A 14,123-nucleotide genomic window follows, 5' to 3' on the forward strand; every position below is an offset into this window, starting at 1 on the left:
CTGACCTGCGACGACGTTCTGGCGTCGTTCGCGGTCAGCCGCCGTTCGTCGTTTGCCGTGCCCACGCGCCGGGGCCGACGAATCCTCCGCAGGCCGTGCCACCGGTCGCTCGTCGGCGACGCGCTGCTCGCCCGCGGCGTCGACGTCGTCGACATCGTGTCTGCGACGTCGGCACGGTCGCACACGCTGCGCCCGTTCGCGCAGGTCGAGGGCACGCGCGTCTGGTACCCGCCGGAGGCGGACGACGCGTCCGCGTGACCGTAGGCCCGCGTTCGAGCGCAGCGATCTGTGCTCGGACTCGACCACGGCCACCACGCGCCGGCTCGGCACCCGGTACCTCGCAGGGAGGTCGGTACCTCGCGAGCAGGGCTCAGCGGTCCCCGTCGGGACTGTGGGCGGCGTCGTGTCCCCGCTCGTGCTCGGCGATGTCCTGCTCGACGGCGCGCGCGACGTCGAGCGCGACGCGCTCGTCCTCGGCGACGGGCGTCTCGTGCGCGTCGCCGTGGTCCTTGCGCCCGAACGGCAGCAGGTGCATGACCGTGACCACGACGGCGCCCACGGCGAGCCCGACGATCGCGGAGCACACCGTGTTGAACAGCCACGCGAGCACGCCACCGATGCCGGGCACGGCGTGGGCGATGGCCTCCTCGACGTGGTGGACGAACCCGTAGGGCGCGTGCCACCCGAGCTCGTCGCTGCTCGTGAGCAGGATGTGCCCGCCGACCCACAGCATCGCGATCGTGCCGACGAGCGAGACCACCGCGAGCACCTTGGGCATCCCGGCCACGAGGGCCTTGCCGATCCGCTGGCTCGACGCCGACGACCGCTGCGCGAGCGACAGCCCGATGTCGTCCATCTTCACGATGAGACCGACCACGCCGTACACGACGACGGTGATCGCGACGGCGACCACGAGCAGGATCGCCAGCCGCGACCAGAACGGCTCGTCGGCGACCTCGTTGAGCGCGATGACCATGATCTCGGCCGACAGGATGAGGTCGGTGCGGACGGCGCCCGCGACGAGCGTCTTCTCCGCCTCCTCGCCCTCGACGGTCGCCGGCACGGCGTGGTCCTCGTGCCCACGGATGCGGCCCCACACCTTCTCGGTGCCCTCGAACGCCAGGTACGACCCGCCGAGGATGAGGATCACCGGGAGCAGCCACGGCGCCCACTGGCTCAGGATGAGCGCCCCCGGGAGGATGAACACGAGCTTGTTGCGGATCGAGCCGCGCGCGATCTTCTTGACGATCGGGATCTCGCGCTCGGCTGCGACGCCGCGCACGTACTGCGGGGTCACGGCGGTGTCGTCGACGACGACGCCTGCGGCCTTGGCCGTCGCCCGGCCGGCCGCCATGCCGACGTCGTCGACGGAGGCCGCCGCGAGGCGGGCGATCGCCGCGACGTCGTCGAGCAGCCCGAGCAGGCCCGCGCTCACGCGGTCACCGCCCCGGTGGTGCGGCCGGCACGAGCCCGTGCAGCGCGGTGCGCGGTCGAGGATGAGGTACGCATGTGCCCATCGTGCCGCAGACTCGGGCGACTCGACGCGCGACGCGCTCCCGCGTCAGGCGCGCCCGTAGAACACGCGCTCCATCACCGAGCGTGCCCGGCGCGCGGCGCGCAGGTAGCGCTCCTCGAGCTCCGAGCCCGTGTCGACGTCCCCGAGGAGGCGCGCGACGCCGCCGAGCGCCTGCCGGTCGTGCGGCAGGACGTCGGCGTGCTGCCCGCCGACCTTGCCGGACCACAGCACGAGCGCCGAGCGCAGCCGGGACGCGAGGATCCACGCCTCGCGCAGGCAGCCAGCCTCGTCGGAACCGATCAGGCCCGCCTCCTCGGCCGCGTCGAGCGCGGCGACCGTCTCGGTGGTCCGCAGCGCGGGCACCTCGCCCGCGTGCTGGAGCTGGAGGAGCTGGACGGTCCACTCGACGTCGGACACGCCGCCGCGCCCGAGCTTGAGGTGCCGCGCCGGCTCGACGCCGCGCGGCAGCCGCTCGGACTCGACGCGTGCCTTGATGCGCCGCACCTCGCGCAGGCTCGCGTCGTCGAGCCCGCCCGCCGGGTAGCGCAGCGGGTCCACGAGCGCGGTGAACCGCTCCCCCACGCCCGGCACGTCCCCCGCCACGGCCCGCGCGCGCAGGAGCGCCTGCTGCTCCCACACGCTCGCCCACCGCTCGTAGTACTCGGCGTACGAGGCGAGCGTGCGCACGAGCGGGCCCTGGCGGCCCTCGGGGCGCAGGTCGGCGTCGACCGGGAGTGGCGGCTCGGGCCCTACGGCGGACAGCAGCTGCTGGAGCTTGCGCGCGGTGAGCAACGCGAAGTCCTGGGCGGCCTTCTCGTCGACGCCCGGCACCGGGTCGTGCACGAACATCACGTCGGCGTCCGACCCGTAGCCCATCTCGCGCCCGCCGAGGCGGCCCATCGCGACGACGAGCATGCGCGTCGGGTTGGCGTCCGGCGAGGGCCCCAGGCCCATCTCGGCGCGGGCCGCGTACTCGGCGACGCGCAGCCCGCCGACGAGCACGACGTCGGCCGCGTCGGAGATCGCGGCCTGCGCCCGGACCGGGTCGAGCACGCCGAGCACCTCGCCCGCGCCCGTGCGCGCGAGCTCCCGACGGCGGATCGCCCGCAGCGACGTCGCGGCCGGGCCGGGCTCGTCGGCGCGCGTGAGGATCGCGTCGGCCTCGGCCGCGAGCCGCTGCGGACCGCGCGGCTCGAGCTCCGAGGTGTCGGCGAGCCACTGCACCGACTCGGGCGAGCGGGCGAGCGCGTCCGACAGGTACCGCGACGACGAGAGCAGCTGGGCCAGGTGGTACGCGGCGTTCTCCGAGTCGCGCAGCAGGCGCAGGTACCACGGCGTGCTGCCGAGCGCCTCGGACAGCTTGCGGAACGCGAGCAGGCCCGCGTCGGGGTCGGCGCCCTCGGCGAACCAGCCGAGCAGCACGGGCAGGAGCTGGCGCTGCAGGGCGGCCCGCCGCGAGGTGCCCTCGGTGAGCGCAACGACGTGCCGCATCGCGCCGTCGGGGTCGCGGTACCCGATCGCGGCGAAGCGCGCCCGCGCGGCGTCCGGCGCGAGCGAGAGCTCGTCGTCGGACAGCTGGGCCGACGCCGGCAGCAGCGGCCGGTAGAACACGGCCTCGTGCAGCGCGCGCACCTCGCGGCGCGTCGCGCGCCACCGGTCGAGCAGCCCCTCCGCGCCCTCGGCACGCATCCCGAGCGAGCGCGCGAGCCGGCGCAGGTCCTCCTCGGCCGTGGGCAGCAGGTGCGTGCGGCGCAGGCGGAAGAGCTGGACGCGGTGCTCGAGCAGGCGCAGGAACCGGTAGCACACCGCCATCCGGGCGGCGTGCTCGCGCCCGACGAAGCCGTGGGCGGCCAGCGCCCCGAGCGCCGTCAGCGTGTGGGGCGACCGGATCTGGTCGTCGGTGCGGCCGTGCACGAGCTGGAGCAGCTGGACGGTGAACTCGACGTCGCGCAGGCCGCCCTTGCCGAGCTTGATCTGCCGGTCCGCCTCCGAGACCGGGACGTGGTCCTCGACGCGGCGCCGCATGGCCTGCGCGTCCTCGACGAAGTTCTCGCGCGTGACCGCGGCCCACACGAGCGGGTCGACGGCCTGCCGGTAGGCGCGGCCGAGCTCGGCGTCGCCCGCGACGGGCCGCGCCTTGAGCAGCGCCTGGAACTCCCACGTCTCGGCCCACCGCTCGTAGTAGGCCAGGTGGCTGGCGAGCGTGCGCACGAGCGGGCCCTGCTTCCCCTCGGGCCGCAGCGCCGCGTCGACGGGCCACAGCGCGGGCTCGCCGGACGCGGCCGAGCACACCTTCTGCAGAGCCGTCGCGAGCCGGGCGCCGACCGCGAGCGCCGCCCCTTCCTCGACGGGCGTCCCGTCGGCCCGCGTCCCGGGCTCGCACACGTAGACGACGTCGACGTCGGAGACGTAGTTGAGCTCGCGCCCGCCGGTCTTGCCCATGCCGATGACGGCGAGCCGCACGCCGTCGGCCGCGTCGCCGACCTCGGCCCGCGCGACGGCGAGCGCCCCCTCGAGCGCGGCGCCCGCGAGGTCGGCGAGCGCCGCGGCGACGCCGGGCAGCTGACTGAGCGGGTCCGGGCACGTGAGGTCGGTCGCGGCGATGCGCAGCAGGCGGGCGCGGTACGCGCGGCGCAGCGCGTCGGTCGCGGAGCGCGCGGCCGTGTCGGGCCAGCCCGGGGCGTCCGACGACGCCGGTGCGGCCGCCGCGACGGGGACGTCGGCGTCGGGGTCGGCCCCGACGGCGCGCAGCAGCTCGGCGCGCACGGCGGCGGGGTCCGCGCCCACGCCGCCGTCGCCGTCGGACAGGACGTCGAGGAGCTCGGGGCGGCGCACGAGCTCGTCGCCGAGCGCCGAGGAGGCGCCGAGCACGGCGAGCAGCCGCTCGCGCACCTCGGCCTCGGGCGTGTCGGCGGGCGCGGTGAGCAGCGCGCGGACCCGCGTGCCGGCGTCGGGCACGGCCGCGAGGCGGACGAGCTGGAGCAGCGCGAGGTCCGGGTCACCGGTGCGGCCGAGCGCGCGCAGGACGGCGTCGCCGTCGGCCGGCAGGCAGCCCTGGAGGGCGGCGTCGGCCCACAGGTCGGCGGAGCGGGTCAGGTCCGCGAACCCGGCCCGCAGCAGCCGTCCGGTGAGGGTCTCGCGCCGACCGGTCCCCGACGTCGTCGTGCTCACGCCTCGACCTTAGCGCCGCGGCGCGGGGCCCTCAGAGCACCTGGAGGAAGCGCTCGAGCTCGAACGGCGTCACCTGGGCGCGGTACGCGTCCCACTCCTGGCGCTTGTTCTTCAGGACGTACCGGAAGACGTGCTCGCCGAGCGTCTCGGCGACGAGCTCGGAGGCCTCCATGAGCTCGACCGCCTCGGCGAGCGACTGCGGCAGCGGCGCGATGCCGAGGGCGCGCCGCTCGGCGTCGGTGAGCTCCCAGACGTCGTCCTCGGCACCCTCGGGCAGCTCGTAGCCCTCCTCGATGCCCTTGAGGCCCGCGGCGAGCATGACGGCGAACGCGAGGTACGGGTTGGCGGCCGAGTCGATCGCGCGGTACTCGACGCGCGACGACTGCCCCTTGCCCGGCTTGTACATGGGCACGCGCACGAGCGCGGAGCGGTTGTTGTGGCCCCAGCAGACGTAGCTGGGCGCCTCGGCGCCGCCCCAAAGGCGCTTGTACGAGTTGACGTACTGGTTGGTGATCGCGGTGATCTCCGCGGCGTGGACGAGCAGGCCGGCGATGAACTGGCGCGCCGTCTTGGACAGCTCGTACCGGGCGCCCGGCTCGTGGAAGGCGTTGCGGTCGCCCTCGAACAGGGACATGTGCGTGTGCATGCCCGAGCCCGGCTGGTCCGCGAGCGGCTTGGGCATGAACGACGCGAACACGCCCTGCTCGAGCGCGACCTCCTTGACGACCGTGCGGAACGTCATGAGGTTGTCCGCCGTCGTGAGCGCGTCGGCGTAGCGCAGGTCGATCTCGTTCTGGCCCGGGCCCGCCTCGTGGTGCGAGAACTCGACCGAGATGCCCATCGACTCGAGCATCGTGATCGCGGCGCGGCGGAAGTCGTGGGTGCTGCCGCGGGCCAGGTGGTCGAAGTAGCCGCCGCGGTCGACCGGCACGAGCGGCTCGTCGGGCGACGCGATCTGGTTGAACAGGTAGAACTCGACCTCGGGGTGCGTGTAGAAGGTGAAGCCCTTCTCGCTCGCCCGGGCGAGCGCGCGCTTGAGGACGTTGCGCGAGTCCGCGAGCGAGGGTTCCCCGTCGGGGGTGAGGATGTCGCAGAACATGCGCCCGGTGCCGTGCCGCTCGCCGCGCCACGGGAGCACCTGGAACGTCGTCGGGTCGGGCCGGGCGATCATGTCGGCCTCGTACACGCGCGTGAGGCCCTCGATCGCGCTGCCGTCGAACCCGATGCCCTCGCTGAACGCCTGCTCGAGCTCCGCCGGCGCCACGGCGACCGACTTGAGCATCCCCAGCACGTCGGTGAACCAGAGCCGGATGAAGCGGATGTCGCGCTCCTCGACCGTGCGGAGCACGAACTCCTGCTGCCTGTCCATGGGGCCCATCCTGCCCGAAGTCTGTTACCGGCGGGTGACATGACGACCGGTGGCGACCGCGTAGGCTGCGGCCATGTCGTCGCACGCCGCTCCCGAGCCGTCCGGACGTCCGAAGCGGGTCCGCGTCCACCACCTGGCGGAGGCCAAGGCCCGCGGCGAGAAGATCACGATGCTCACGGCGTACGACGCCGTCACCGCGACCATCTTCGACGCGGCGGGCATCGACGTCCTGCTGGTGGGCGACTCGATCGGCAACGTCATGCACGGGCACGCCACGACGCTGCCGGTGACCGTCGACGACATGATCCCCGCGGCCCGCGCCGTCGCGCGCGCGGCCCGGCGTGCGCTGGTCGTCGTCGACCTGCCGTTCGGCTCGTACGAAGCCGGCCCGGAGCAGGCGCTCGCGACCGCCGTGCGCGTCATGAAGGAGACGGGCGCCGCGGGCGTCAAGCTCGAGGGCGGGCGGCGCAGCGCCGCGCAGATCCGGGCACTGACCGACGCCGGCATCCCCGTCGTCGGGCACCTCGGCTACACGCCGCAGTCGGAGAACGCCCTGGGCGGCCCGCGGGTGCAGGGCCGGGGCGACGACGCCGCGGCGACCCTCACCGAGGACGCGGTCGCCGTGCAGGACGCCGGAGCGTTCGCCGTCGTGCTCGAGATGGTGCCCGTCGACGTCGCCGCGCGCGTCACCGAGGTGGTGCACATCCCGACGATCGGCATCGGCGCCGGCCCGTCGACCGACGGTCAGGTGCTCGTCTGGACGGACATGGCCGGGATGACCGACTGGTCGCCGCGGTTCGCGCGCCGGTACGCCGAGCTGGGCCGCGTGCTGCGGCAGGCGGCCGAGGACTACGCGGAGGAGGTCCGCTCCGGGGCCTTCCCGGACGCCGGGACGTCGTTCGAGCGCTGACGCCCCGCGCCGGCCGAGAAGGCGGGCCTCAGCGCTCGCCGCGCCACTCCCGGTCCTCGTCCTCCCAGGACTCGTTGCGGCGCTTGGCCTGCTCGAGCGCGCGCTCGGCGGCAGCCCGCGTCGGGTAGGGGCCCATGAGGTTGGTCCAGCTGGACCGGTGCCCCTCCTCGACCTGGCCGGTCTTGGTGTTGTACCAGTACTGCCGCTCGATGCTCTCCTCGCTCATGTCTCGATCCTGCCTCAGGATGGTGCACATGCAAGAGAACTCCACCGATCACCCGCTCGCGTTCGGCATCGACGTCGGCGGGTCGGGCATCAAGGGCGCGCCCGTGGACCTCGTGACCGGCGAGCTCGCCGCCGACCGCAAGCGCATCAAGACGCCGTCGGCGTCGACGCCCGACGCCGTCGCCGCGATCCTGTCCGAGCTGGTCGACTCGTTCGACCTGCCGGAGGACGTGCCGGTCGGGGTCGCCTTCCCGGCGCCGATGGACCACGGCGTCGTGCGGTTCATCGCCAACCTCGACAAGTCGTGGAAGGGCGTGAACCTCCCCGAGCTCGTGCACGACGCGACCGGCCGCCGCTGCACCGCGGTCAACGACGCCGACGCCGCGGGCGTGGGCGAGCAGCGGTACGGCGCGGCGAAGGGCGTCGACGGCGTCGTCCTGGTCGCCACGCTCGGCACCGGCATCGGCTCGGCGCTCCTCGTCGACGGCGTGCTCGTGCCCAACACGGAGCTCGGCCACCTCGAGATCGACGGGCACGACGCCGAGTCGCGGGCCGCGGACTCGGCGCGCGAGCGCGAGGGCCTGTCGTGGGAGAAGTGGGCGAAGCGGCTCCAGCGCTACTTCGAGACCGTCGAGATGCTGCTCTCCCCCGACCTCGTCGTCGTCGGCGGCGGGGTGAGCAAGCACCACGAGAAGTACCTGCCGCTGCTCGACCTGCGGGCACCGATCATCCCCGCGACGCTGCGCAACGCCGCGGGCATCGTCGGCGCGGCGGCGCTGGCCGCGGCCGAGCGCCCGCTCGTGCGCTGACACGGTCCGGGCACGAGGCGGCCCGACGGCGCGGGTACCAGGGCAGCCGCCCCCGCCGTCGGGCCGCGGTTCGTTCAGGCGGTGGCCGCTCCCTCGAGGTCGAGCATCCGCAGCACGTCCTCGACGGCGGGCGGCGGGCACCGCACCGTGACCTCGAGACCCTCCTCCTGCCCGATCCTGCACAGCTGGACGAGGAACGCGATGCCGGCGGAGTCGATGAACGTCACCCGCGACGTGTCGACCACCACCGGAAGGTCACGCTCGAAGGCCCCGGCGAGAGCCGCCCCGGCCTCGTTCCGCAGGGTGATGTCGATCTCGCCCCACATGTCCACGACGCTGCAGTCCGGCCGCTCGAGAAGAGCGATGCCCCCGGTCTGCGTCCCACTGGTGAGTGTCACAGTCACACCTTCATCCCCGTGGTCCTCGCTCGCACGCGGTTCCGTGACTTGGCCCCCGCGCGCGGAGCCGGACTCGCGACGCCGTCGTCGCGATGCCGCAACCGTACACCCGCGCAAACGTCCGACGGAAGGTCTCAGGGGGTTTTCTTTACCTTCCGTTCACACCCGCAGGGCCGGTGAAACCTCGACGTCGCACGCGACGCCGGTCCGCGCCATCATGTGCGGTAGCACCCATTGGCGGGAGGCCTCATGGACGCGGCACCGACCCCGACCCACCGGACCGTCGCCGTCGTCGGCGCGACGGGCGCCGGCAAGACGACGCTGATCGAGGCGCTGCTGCATCGCGCCGGCGCGGTACCACGTGCCGGTCGCGTCGAGGACGGCAGCACGGTGTGCGACCACGAGCCCGAGGAGATCGCCCGCGGCATGTCCCTCGGGCTCTCGCTCGCCACGCTCGCGTGGACGTGCCCCGACGGCGCCGAGCGCACCCTCACCCTCGCCGACACCCCGGGGCACCCGGACTTCGTGGGCGCCGTGGACACGGCCCTGGCCGTCGCCGACCTCGCGCTCGTCGTGGTGAGCGCGGTCGACGGGGTGCAGCCGGGCACGTGGTCGGCGTGGTCGACGGCCGAGACGCTCGGCGTACCGCGGCTGGTCGTCGTGACCCAGGAGGACCGGGCACGCGCGGACTTCCGCCGCGTGCTGGCCGAGCTGCGCGAGGCGTTCGGGCAGCACCTGTGGCCCATCGAGCTGCCGCTGGACGAGGAGCAGTCGTTCCGGTCGATCGCCGACGTGCTGAGCGAGCAGGCGCTCGTGTACGACGACGCGGGGCGGCACCACGACGAGGCGCTCCCCCCGGAGGCCGTCGACGAGGAGCACCGGATGCACGTCGACGTGACCGAGGAGCTCGTCTCCCACGACGACGAGCAGCTCGACGCGTACCTGTCGGGCCAGGAGCCGCCGGCCGCGGACCTCGAGCGCACGCTCGCGCGTGAGGTCGCCTCGGGCGAGGCGGTCCCCGTCGTCGTGTCCTCCGGCGTGACCGAGACCGGCGTCGACCGGCTCGCCGACCTGCTGTGCGAGCTCGCGCCCGCCCCGACCGAGCGCGACGGGCGCATCGTCGTCGGCGTCGGGGCGGACGACGACGACACCGAAGGGCAGGTCGTCCCGGTCGCCGCCGACCCCGACGGCGAGCCGCTCGTGCACGTGTTCCGCACCGTGGCCGACCCGTACGTCGGGCAGGTGTCGATGCTCAAGGTGCTCTCCGGCGTCGTGCGCACGTCCGACCGGCTGCGCAACGCGACGACGGCCACGGAGGAGCGGCTGCACGGGCTGTTCCGCCTCCAGGGCAAGGAGCACCTGCCGGTCGACCACCTGGCGGCGGGCGAGGTCGGCGCGGTCGCCAAGCTCGCCGGCTCGCCGTCGGGCACGCTGCTGTGGTCGCGGCCGTCCGGCCGTGCGCGGCCGTACCTGCCGCCGCGCCGACCCCCGGTGTACGCCGCGACGCTCGTGCCGGCGTCGCAGTCCGACGACGAGCGCATGTCGACCGCGCTCGCGCGCCTCGTGGCCGAGGACCCGACGCTCGTGATCGACCGCACCGGGGACGCGACCGTGCTGCGCGGGCTCGGCGACACGCACCTCGCGGTCGCGGTCGAGCGGCTGGCCCGGGTCTTCGGCGTCCACGTCGAGACGGGACCCGTCCCGGTCGCCTACCACGAGACGATCGCGCGGCCGGCCCAGGCCGAGGGCAAGGTCAAGAAGCAGTCGGGCGGCCACGGCCAGTTCGCCGTCGTCCAGCTGCGGGTCTCGCCGCTGCCCGGCGGCGGGTTCGAGTTCGTCGACTCGGTCGTCGGCGGGGCGGTGCCCCGGCAGTACATCGCGGCGGTCGAGAAGGGTGCGCGGGACGCGATGGCCGCGGGCGGCCCGCAGGGCTACCCGGTCGTGGACCTGCGCGTCGAGCTCTACGACGGCAAGTCGCACTCCGTGGACTCCTCCGACATGGCCTTCCGCACCGCCGCGGCGGCCGGGGTCAAGGCCGCGCTCGCCGAGGCCGGCACGGTGCTGCTCGAGCCCGTCGCGAACGTCACCGTGACCGTGCCGCCCGAGCACCAGGGGGCCGTGCTGACCGACCTGTCGGGCCGGCGCGGGCGCGTCGCGGCGACCGAGATGGCCGACGACGGGCGCGCCCGCGTCGTCGCCACCGTGCCCGAGTCGGAGCTCACCCGGTACGTGCTCGACCTGCGGTCGCTCACGGGCGGCCGCGCCGAGCTCACGGTCGAGCCCGCGGGCTACGAGCGCGCGCCGAGCACCGTGCGCACCTGACCTCGGCCGCCTGCGCCGCCCGCGCGAGCGCGCGCCGCCGTGCCTACCGTGATCGCTCCATCGGTCGAACGACCCGGGAGGTGGTCCGGTGCTGGAGGAGGTCGCGGACGGCGTCCACCGCGTCGAGCTCGCGCCCGTCTCGGGCACCGGCCGTCCGACGTCGCGGGCGTGGTCCTGACGCACGCGCACTTCGACCACACCGGGTGCGCGGCGCGCCTGCAGGACCGCCTGGGCGTGCCGATCTGGCTCCACGCCGCGGACGAGCACCTCGCCGCGCACCCGTACTCCTACGCGCACGAGAACCCCCGGTCCGTCTACCCGCTGCGCCATCCGCGCGCGGTCCCGATCCTCGCCGCGATGGCGCGGGCCGGCGCGCTGCATGTCCCTGGCGTGCGGGGCACCCGCCGTCTCGAGCCGGGCACGACCCTGCCGCTGCCCGGGTCGCCGCGCGTCGTGCAGTCCCCCGGCCACACCGCCGGGCACTGCGCGCTGCACCTGCCCGACCGGGACGTGGAAGGCGTTCGCCCTGCTCTCTGTCCACCTGGAGGAACTGATAGCGACGTCGACGACGCAGGTGCGCGCCGTCCGACTCAAAGACGGTCGCCTGTTGCCAACACCTGACCTCGCCCCAGGGTAGGAAAAGTTATACCGTTGGTGCCATGAAGACGGCGATCAGCCTCCCGGACAGCGCGGCGGAGCATTTCGACCGCGTCGCCAAGAAGCACGGCATGACCCGGTCGGAGTTCTACCGGCGTGCCGCCGAGCATTACGTCGAGGAGCTGGACGGCGCAGACCTGACCGCGCAGATCGACGACGCGATCGATGACGTCGGCCAGCCCGGCGACGAGACCGCCGAGCTCCGCCGTGCTGCAAACACCCGCCTGACCGAGGCGTCGGGCGAGTGGTGATCCGGCGCGGGGAGATCTGCTGGGTCGACTTCGGCGAACCTCTGGGCAGCGCTCCGGCCAAGCGTCGTCCGGCAGTCGTCGTTCAGTCGGAGCAGTACAACAGATCCCGCATCTCCACGGTCGTCGTCCTGCCCATCACGTCCAATACCGCCCTTGCCCGGCACCCAGGAAACGTGTTCCTCCCGGCGCTCGCCTCGGGCCTGCCGAAGGACTCGGTCGTCAACGTGTCTCAGCCGATGACCGTGGACCGGGCCGACATCGAAGCGACCGGGGTCATGCTCCCGGGGAACCTCATGGAAGCCGTGGAGGCAGGCCTGCGTCGCGTCATCGACCTCTGAGCTGCCTGGGGCGGGACGTCTGCAGCCGGGCGACGTGAAGGCGGACGAGTCGGTCTGTACGCCGGGTTCTGTGCCCGCGCCGGTTGCCCGGACGCGGGTGACGGTCATCCATCTAGGGCCTGCGTTGCCGCAGGCCTCGAGCGGTCTACCCGGGAGCTCGGGCGGGCCGCCCTCGAACGCTCCCTGTCTGACCTTGCTCCAGGTGGGGTTTACCGAGCCGCACCCGTCACCGGATGCGCTGGTGGTCTCTTACACCACCGTTTCACCCTTACCGACGCCGGTCGCCCGACGCCGGCGGTCTGCTTTCTGTGGCACTGTCCCGCGGGTCACCCCGGGTGGCCGTTAGCCACCACCTTGCCCTTCGGAGCCCGGACGTTCCTCGGCGCCGGCGCTTCCGGTTGCCCGGGTTCGACGGCGACGCGACCGTCCGACCGACTCGTCCGCACCGGAAGGATACCTTCCGGCGAGCCGACGTCGGGCTTCTCTCAGACATCGACCGTGTAGTTCAACGTCAGCTCGTCCCCAGCCCTTCCCCGGATGCCCCAGTTCTCGCGCGGCGTCTCGACGATCGTGAGCTCGAGGTCGTCCGCGTCCAGCCCGAGGGCAGGTGCGACGTCGTCGTACAGCGCCCTCACCAGCGCGCGCTTGGCCTCGAGGAGCGACGCTCGAAGCACACGAGCTCGACCACGAGGTAGGCGTCCGAGCGCGGCGCGACCAGGTCGCCGTCGTCGAGCAGCAGGAAGCGGTGGGACCGCTTGTCCTCCGGCAGCCGCCACGTGCGCACGAGCGCCGCGTGGAGCGCGTCGGACACCTCGGCGCGGCGGTCGTGCCACACGCGCCGGTTGCCGTAGATCTTCACCTGGGCCATGCCCGACGACGGTACGCACGTCGCGCACGGTTGTCATCGGTCACGGCCCGGCCGGGGACGACGCATAGGGTGGTCGCCGTGCTGATCTGCCTGCCGCCCTCCGAGGGCAAGACGCCCGCGCCCGCCGACGCCGCGCCCGTGGAGCTCGCCGCGCTCACGGCGCCGTCGCTCACCGCGCAGCGCACGGCAGTCCTCGACGCGCTCGCGGCGGTCAGCGCGCGTCCCGACGCCACGGCGGTCCTCAAGGTCGGCGCCGGTCTCGCCGAGGAGGTGGCCCGCAACGTCGACCTCAAGGCGGCGCCCGCCGCGCCGGCGTCGCGCGTGTACACCGGCGTGCTGTACGCGGCGGCGGGCCTGGCCGACCTGCCCGACGGCGCGGGCCGCCGCGCGGCGGAGAGCGTGCGGATCTTCTCGGGGCTGTGGGGCGTCGTCGCGCCCGACGACCGGATCCCGGCCTACCGCCTGTCCATGGGCGTCGACCTTCCGGGCGTCGGCAAGCTCGCCACGGCGTGGCGCCCGCACCTCGCCGAGGCCCTCGACGGGCGCGCCGCGGGCGACGTCGTCGTCGACTGCCGCTCCGCCGCCTACCTCGCGGCGTGGAAGCCGGCCACGACCGGCGCGGGCGCGGCCGACTGGGTCACCGTGCGCGTCGTACGCGAGGCGGACGGCAGCCGCAGCGTCGTGTCGCACAACGCCAAGCACACCCGGGGCGTGCTCACGGGTCACCTGCTGCGCCGGGCCGGCGAGCCGCCGTCGTCGGCCGAGGATCTGCTCGACGCCGCGCGCGAGCTCGACGGCGAGGTCATCGGCACCGAGGTCGGCACCGGGCTGAGCTACCGGATGATCGAGGCGGCGCTGCACGCGCCGACGACGCGGACCGGGCCGCGCACGCTCGAGCTCGTCATCGCCTGACGAACCTGCGCGCCGCGACGTAGCGCCTCGGTAGCGTCCGGCCTCCGGAGGCTACCCGGGCGCTACGTCGCAGCGCGCGATCGCCCCCACCGGGCCGCACTGGGCCCATGGCCTACGACGAGGAGCTCGCCGAGCGCGTGCGCGACGCCATCGGGCGCCGCACGGAGTTCACCGAGCAGAAGATGTTCGGCGGCGTCGCGTTCATGGTGAACACGCACATGGCGGTCGGCATCGGCGGCGACGAGCTCATGGTCCGCGTCGGCACCGACGGCTACGAGCAGGCGTGGGTCGACCGCGGCGTCGACCTCGCGCTGTCCGAACCCCCCAAGAAGCCGAAGAAGCCGAAGGCGCCCAAGACGCCGCGCGCCTGAGCGGCG

16 protein-coding genes and 1 other RNA gene are annotated in these 14,123 nt (G+C 74.1%); 9 read left to right on the forward strand and 8 right to left on the reverse strand.

Going from position 1 to position 14,123, the window contains the following annotated elements; all coding sequences use genetic code 11:
* Positions 1-57 precede the first annotated feature (57 nt).
* A complete protein-coding gene (locus tag ISOVA_RS09390) occupies positions 58-258 on the forward strand; it encodes a hypothetical protein (protein ID WP_041294833.1) in 201 nt (66 codons plus the stop codon).
* A 112-nt stretch (positions 259-370) separates the two neighbouring features.
* Here ISOVA_RS09390 and ISOVA_RS09395 read toward each other — a convergent pair whose 3' ends face one another.
* From ISOVA_RS09395 to glnA, 3 genes are all read right to left on the reverse strand, one after another.
* Positions 371-1,435 (reverse strand): DUF808 domain-containing protein, encoded by a 1,065-nt coding sequence (locus tag ISOVA_RS09395; protein ID WP_013839002.1) that lies wholly within the window; start codon positions 1,433-1,435, stop codon positions 371-373.
* 126 nt (positions 1,436-1,561) lie between these two features.
* Positions 1,562-4,687 carry a bifunctional [glutamine synthetase] adenylyltransferase/[glutamine synthetase]-adenylyl-L-tyrosine phosphorylase gene (locus ISOVA_RS09400; RefSeq protein WP_013839003.1) on the reverse strand — a complete coding sequence of 1,042 codons (3,126 nt, stop codon included), beginning with the start codon at positions 4,685-4,687 and terminating at the stop codon, positions 1,562-1,564.
* A 31-nt stretch (positions 4,688-4,718) separates the two neighbouring features.
* The gene (glnA, locus tag ISOVA_RS09405) at positions 4,719-6,056 is read right to left on the reverse strand and encodes a type I glutamate--ammonia ligase (protein ID WP_013839004.1); all 1,338 of its coding nucleotides are present in this window, start codon (positions 6,054-6,056) and stop codon (positions 4,719-4,721) included.
* Positions 6,057-6,129: 73 nt separating this feature from the next.
* Between glnA and panB the strand changes: the two genes are divergently transcribed.
* Positions 6,130-6,966, forward strand: coding sequence for a 3-methyl-2-oxobutanoate hydroxymethyltransferase (panB, locus tag ISOVA_RS09410; protein WP_013839005.1), 837 nt, complete (start codon positions 6,130-6,132; stop codon positions 6,964-6,966).
* A gap of 28 nt (positions 6,967-6,994) precedes the next feature.
* Here panB and ISOVA_RS09415 read toward each other — a convergent pair whose 3' ends face one another.
* Positions 6,995-7,192: a hypothetical protein gene (locus tag ISOVA_RS09415; RefSeq protein ID WP_013839006.1), complete on the reverse strand. Its 198-nt coding sequence runs from the start codon at positions 7,190-7,192 to the stop codon at positions 6,995-6,997.
* 28 nt (positions 7,193-7,220) lie between these two features.
* On the opposite strand from ISOVA_RS09415, the gene ppgK reads away from it, so the two are divergent.
* A complete protein-coding gene (ppgK, locus tag ISOVA_RS09420) occupies positions 7,221-8,000 on the forward strand; it encodes a polyphosphate--glucose phosphotransferase (protein ID WP_013839007.1) in 780 nt (259 codons plus the stop codon).
* A gap of 74 nt (positions 8,001-8,074) precedes the next feature.
* On the opposite strand, the gene ISOVA_RS09425 is transcribed toward ppgK, so the two are convergent.
* Complete coding sequence (locus ISOVA_RS09425) at positions 8,075-8,404, reverse strand: STAS domain-containing protein (protein WP_233275869.1); 330 nt, start codon at positions 8,402-8,404, stop codon at positions 8,075-8,077.
* 243 nt (positions 8,405-8,647) lie between these two features.
* Here ISOVA_RS09425 and ISOVA_RS09430 point away from each other — a divergent pair, with 243 nt between their 5' ends.
* From ISOVA_RS09430 to ISOVA_RS09445, 4 genes are all read left to right on the forward strand, one after another.
* On the forward strand, positions 8,648-10,720 hold the full coding sequence (locus ISOVA_RS09430) for an elongation factor G (protein WP_013839009.1): 2,073 nt from the start codon (positions 8,648-8,650) through the stop codon (positions 10,718-10,720).
* Between the two features lie 168 nt (positions 10,721-10,888).
* The gene (locus tag ISOVA_RS09435; RefSeq protein ID WP_049788303.1) at positions 10,889-11,341 is read left to right on the forward strand and encodes an MBL fold metallo-hydrolase; all 453 of its coding nucleotides are present in this window, start codon (positions 10,889-10,891) and stop codon (positions 11,339-11,341) included.
* A gap of 38 nt (positions 11,342-11,379) precedes the next feature.
* Positions 11,380-11,628, forward strand: a complete 249-nt coding sequence (locus tag ISOVA_RS09440) for a CopG family ribbon-helix-helix protein (RefSeq protein ID WP_013839011.1) — start codon at positions 11,380-11,382, stop codon at positions 11,626-11,628.
* Positions 11,622-11,966, forward strand: coding sequence for a type II toxin-antitoxin system PemK/MazF family toxin (locus ISOVA_RS09445; protein ID WP_013839012.1), 345 nt, complete (start codon positions 11,622-11,624; stop codon positions 11,964-11,966). The genes ISOVA_RS09440 and ISOVA_RS09445 overlap by 7 nt, the downstream gene beginning before the upstream one ends.
* Positions 11,967-12,007: 41 nt before the next feature.
* On the opposite strand, the gene rnpB is transcribed toward ISOVA_RS09445, so the two are convergent.
* From rnpB to ISOVA_RS17260, 3 genes are all read right to left on the reverse strand, one after another.
* Positions 12,008-12,405: RNase P RNA component class A (rnpB, locus tag ISOVA_RS15790), an RNA gene on the reverse strand.
* 46 nt (positions 12,406-12,451) lie between these two features.
* Positions 12,452-12,601 carry a tautomerase family protein gene (locus ISOVA_RS17255; protein ID WP_233275870.1) on the reverse strand — a complete coding sequence of 50 codons (150 nt, stop codon included), beginning with the start codon at positions 12,599-12,601 and terminating at the stop codon, positions 12,452-12,454.
* Positions 12,598-12,834, reverse strand: a complete 237-nt coding sequence (locus ISOVA_RS17260) for a hypothetical protein (RefSeq protein ID WP_233275871.1) — start codon at positions 12,832-12,834, stop codon at positions 12,598-12,600. Before ISOVA_RS17260 ends, ISOVA_RS17255 begins: the two co-directional genes overlap by 4 nt.
* Positions 12,835-12,912: 78 nt before the next feature.
* On the opposite strand from ISOVA_RS17260, the gene ISOVA_RS09455 reads away from it, so the two are divergent.
* Together ISOVA_RS09455 and ISOVA_RS15520 are read left to right on the forward strand one after the other, a co-directional pair.
* Positions 12,913-13,746: a YaaA family protein gene (locus tag ISOVA_RS09455; protein WP_013839013.1), complete on the forward strand. Its 834-nt coding sequence runs from the start codon at positions 12,913-12,915 to the stop codon at positions 13,744-13,746.
* 107 nt (positions 13,747-13,853) lie between these two features.
* The gene (locus ISOVA_RS15520) at positions 13,854-14,117 is read left to right on the forward strand and encodes a TfoX/Sxy family protein (RefSeq protein WP_013839014.1); all 264 of its coding nucleotides are present in this window, start codon (positions 13,854-13,856) and stop codon (positions 14,115-14,117) included.
* The last annotated feature ends 6 nt before the right edge of the window (positions 14,118-14,123 follow it).

This window comes from Isoptericola variabilis 225, from assembly GCF_000215105.1.
Taxonomy (GTDB): Bacteria; Actinomycetota; Actinomycetes; order Actinomycetales; family Cellulomonadaceae; genus Isoptericola; species Isoptericola variabilis_A.

Excerpts from the sequence above, each read along its gene's own strand:
- glnA (WP_013839004.1), bottom strand. The coding sequence starts at position 6,056 with ATGGACAGGCAGCAGGAGTTCGTGCTCCGCACGGTCGAGGAGCGCGAC.
- panB (WP_013839005.1), top strand. The coding sequence starts at position 6,130 with ATGTCGTCGCACGCCGCTCCCGAGCCGTCCGGACGTCCGAAGCGGGTC.
- ISOVA_RS09415 (WP_013839006.1), bottom strand. The coding sequence starts at position 7,192 with ATGAGCGAGGAGAGCATCGAGCGGCAGTACTGGTACAACACCAAGACC.
- ppgK (WP_013839007.1), top strand. The coding sequence starts at position 7,221 with ATGCAAGAGAACTCCACCGATCACCCGCTCGCGTTCGGCATCGACGTC.
- ISOVA_RS09430 (WP_013839009.1), top strand. The coding sequence starts at position 8,648 with ATGGACGCGGCACCGACCCCGACCCACCGGACCGTCGCCGTCGTCGGC.
- ISOVA_RS09440 (WP_013839011.1), top strand. The coding sequence starts at position 11,380 with ATGAAGACGGCGATCAGCCTCCCGGACAGCGCGGCGGAGCATTTCGAC.
- ISOVA_RS17260 (WP_233275871.1), bottom strand. The coding sequence starts at position 12,834 with ATGGCCCAGGTGAAGATCTACGGCAACCGGCGCGTGTGGCACGACCGC.
- ISOVA_RS15520 (WP_013839014.1), top strand. The coding sequence starts at position 13,854 with ATGGCCTACGACGAGGAGCTCGCCGAGCGCGTGCGCGACGCCATCGGG.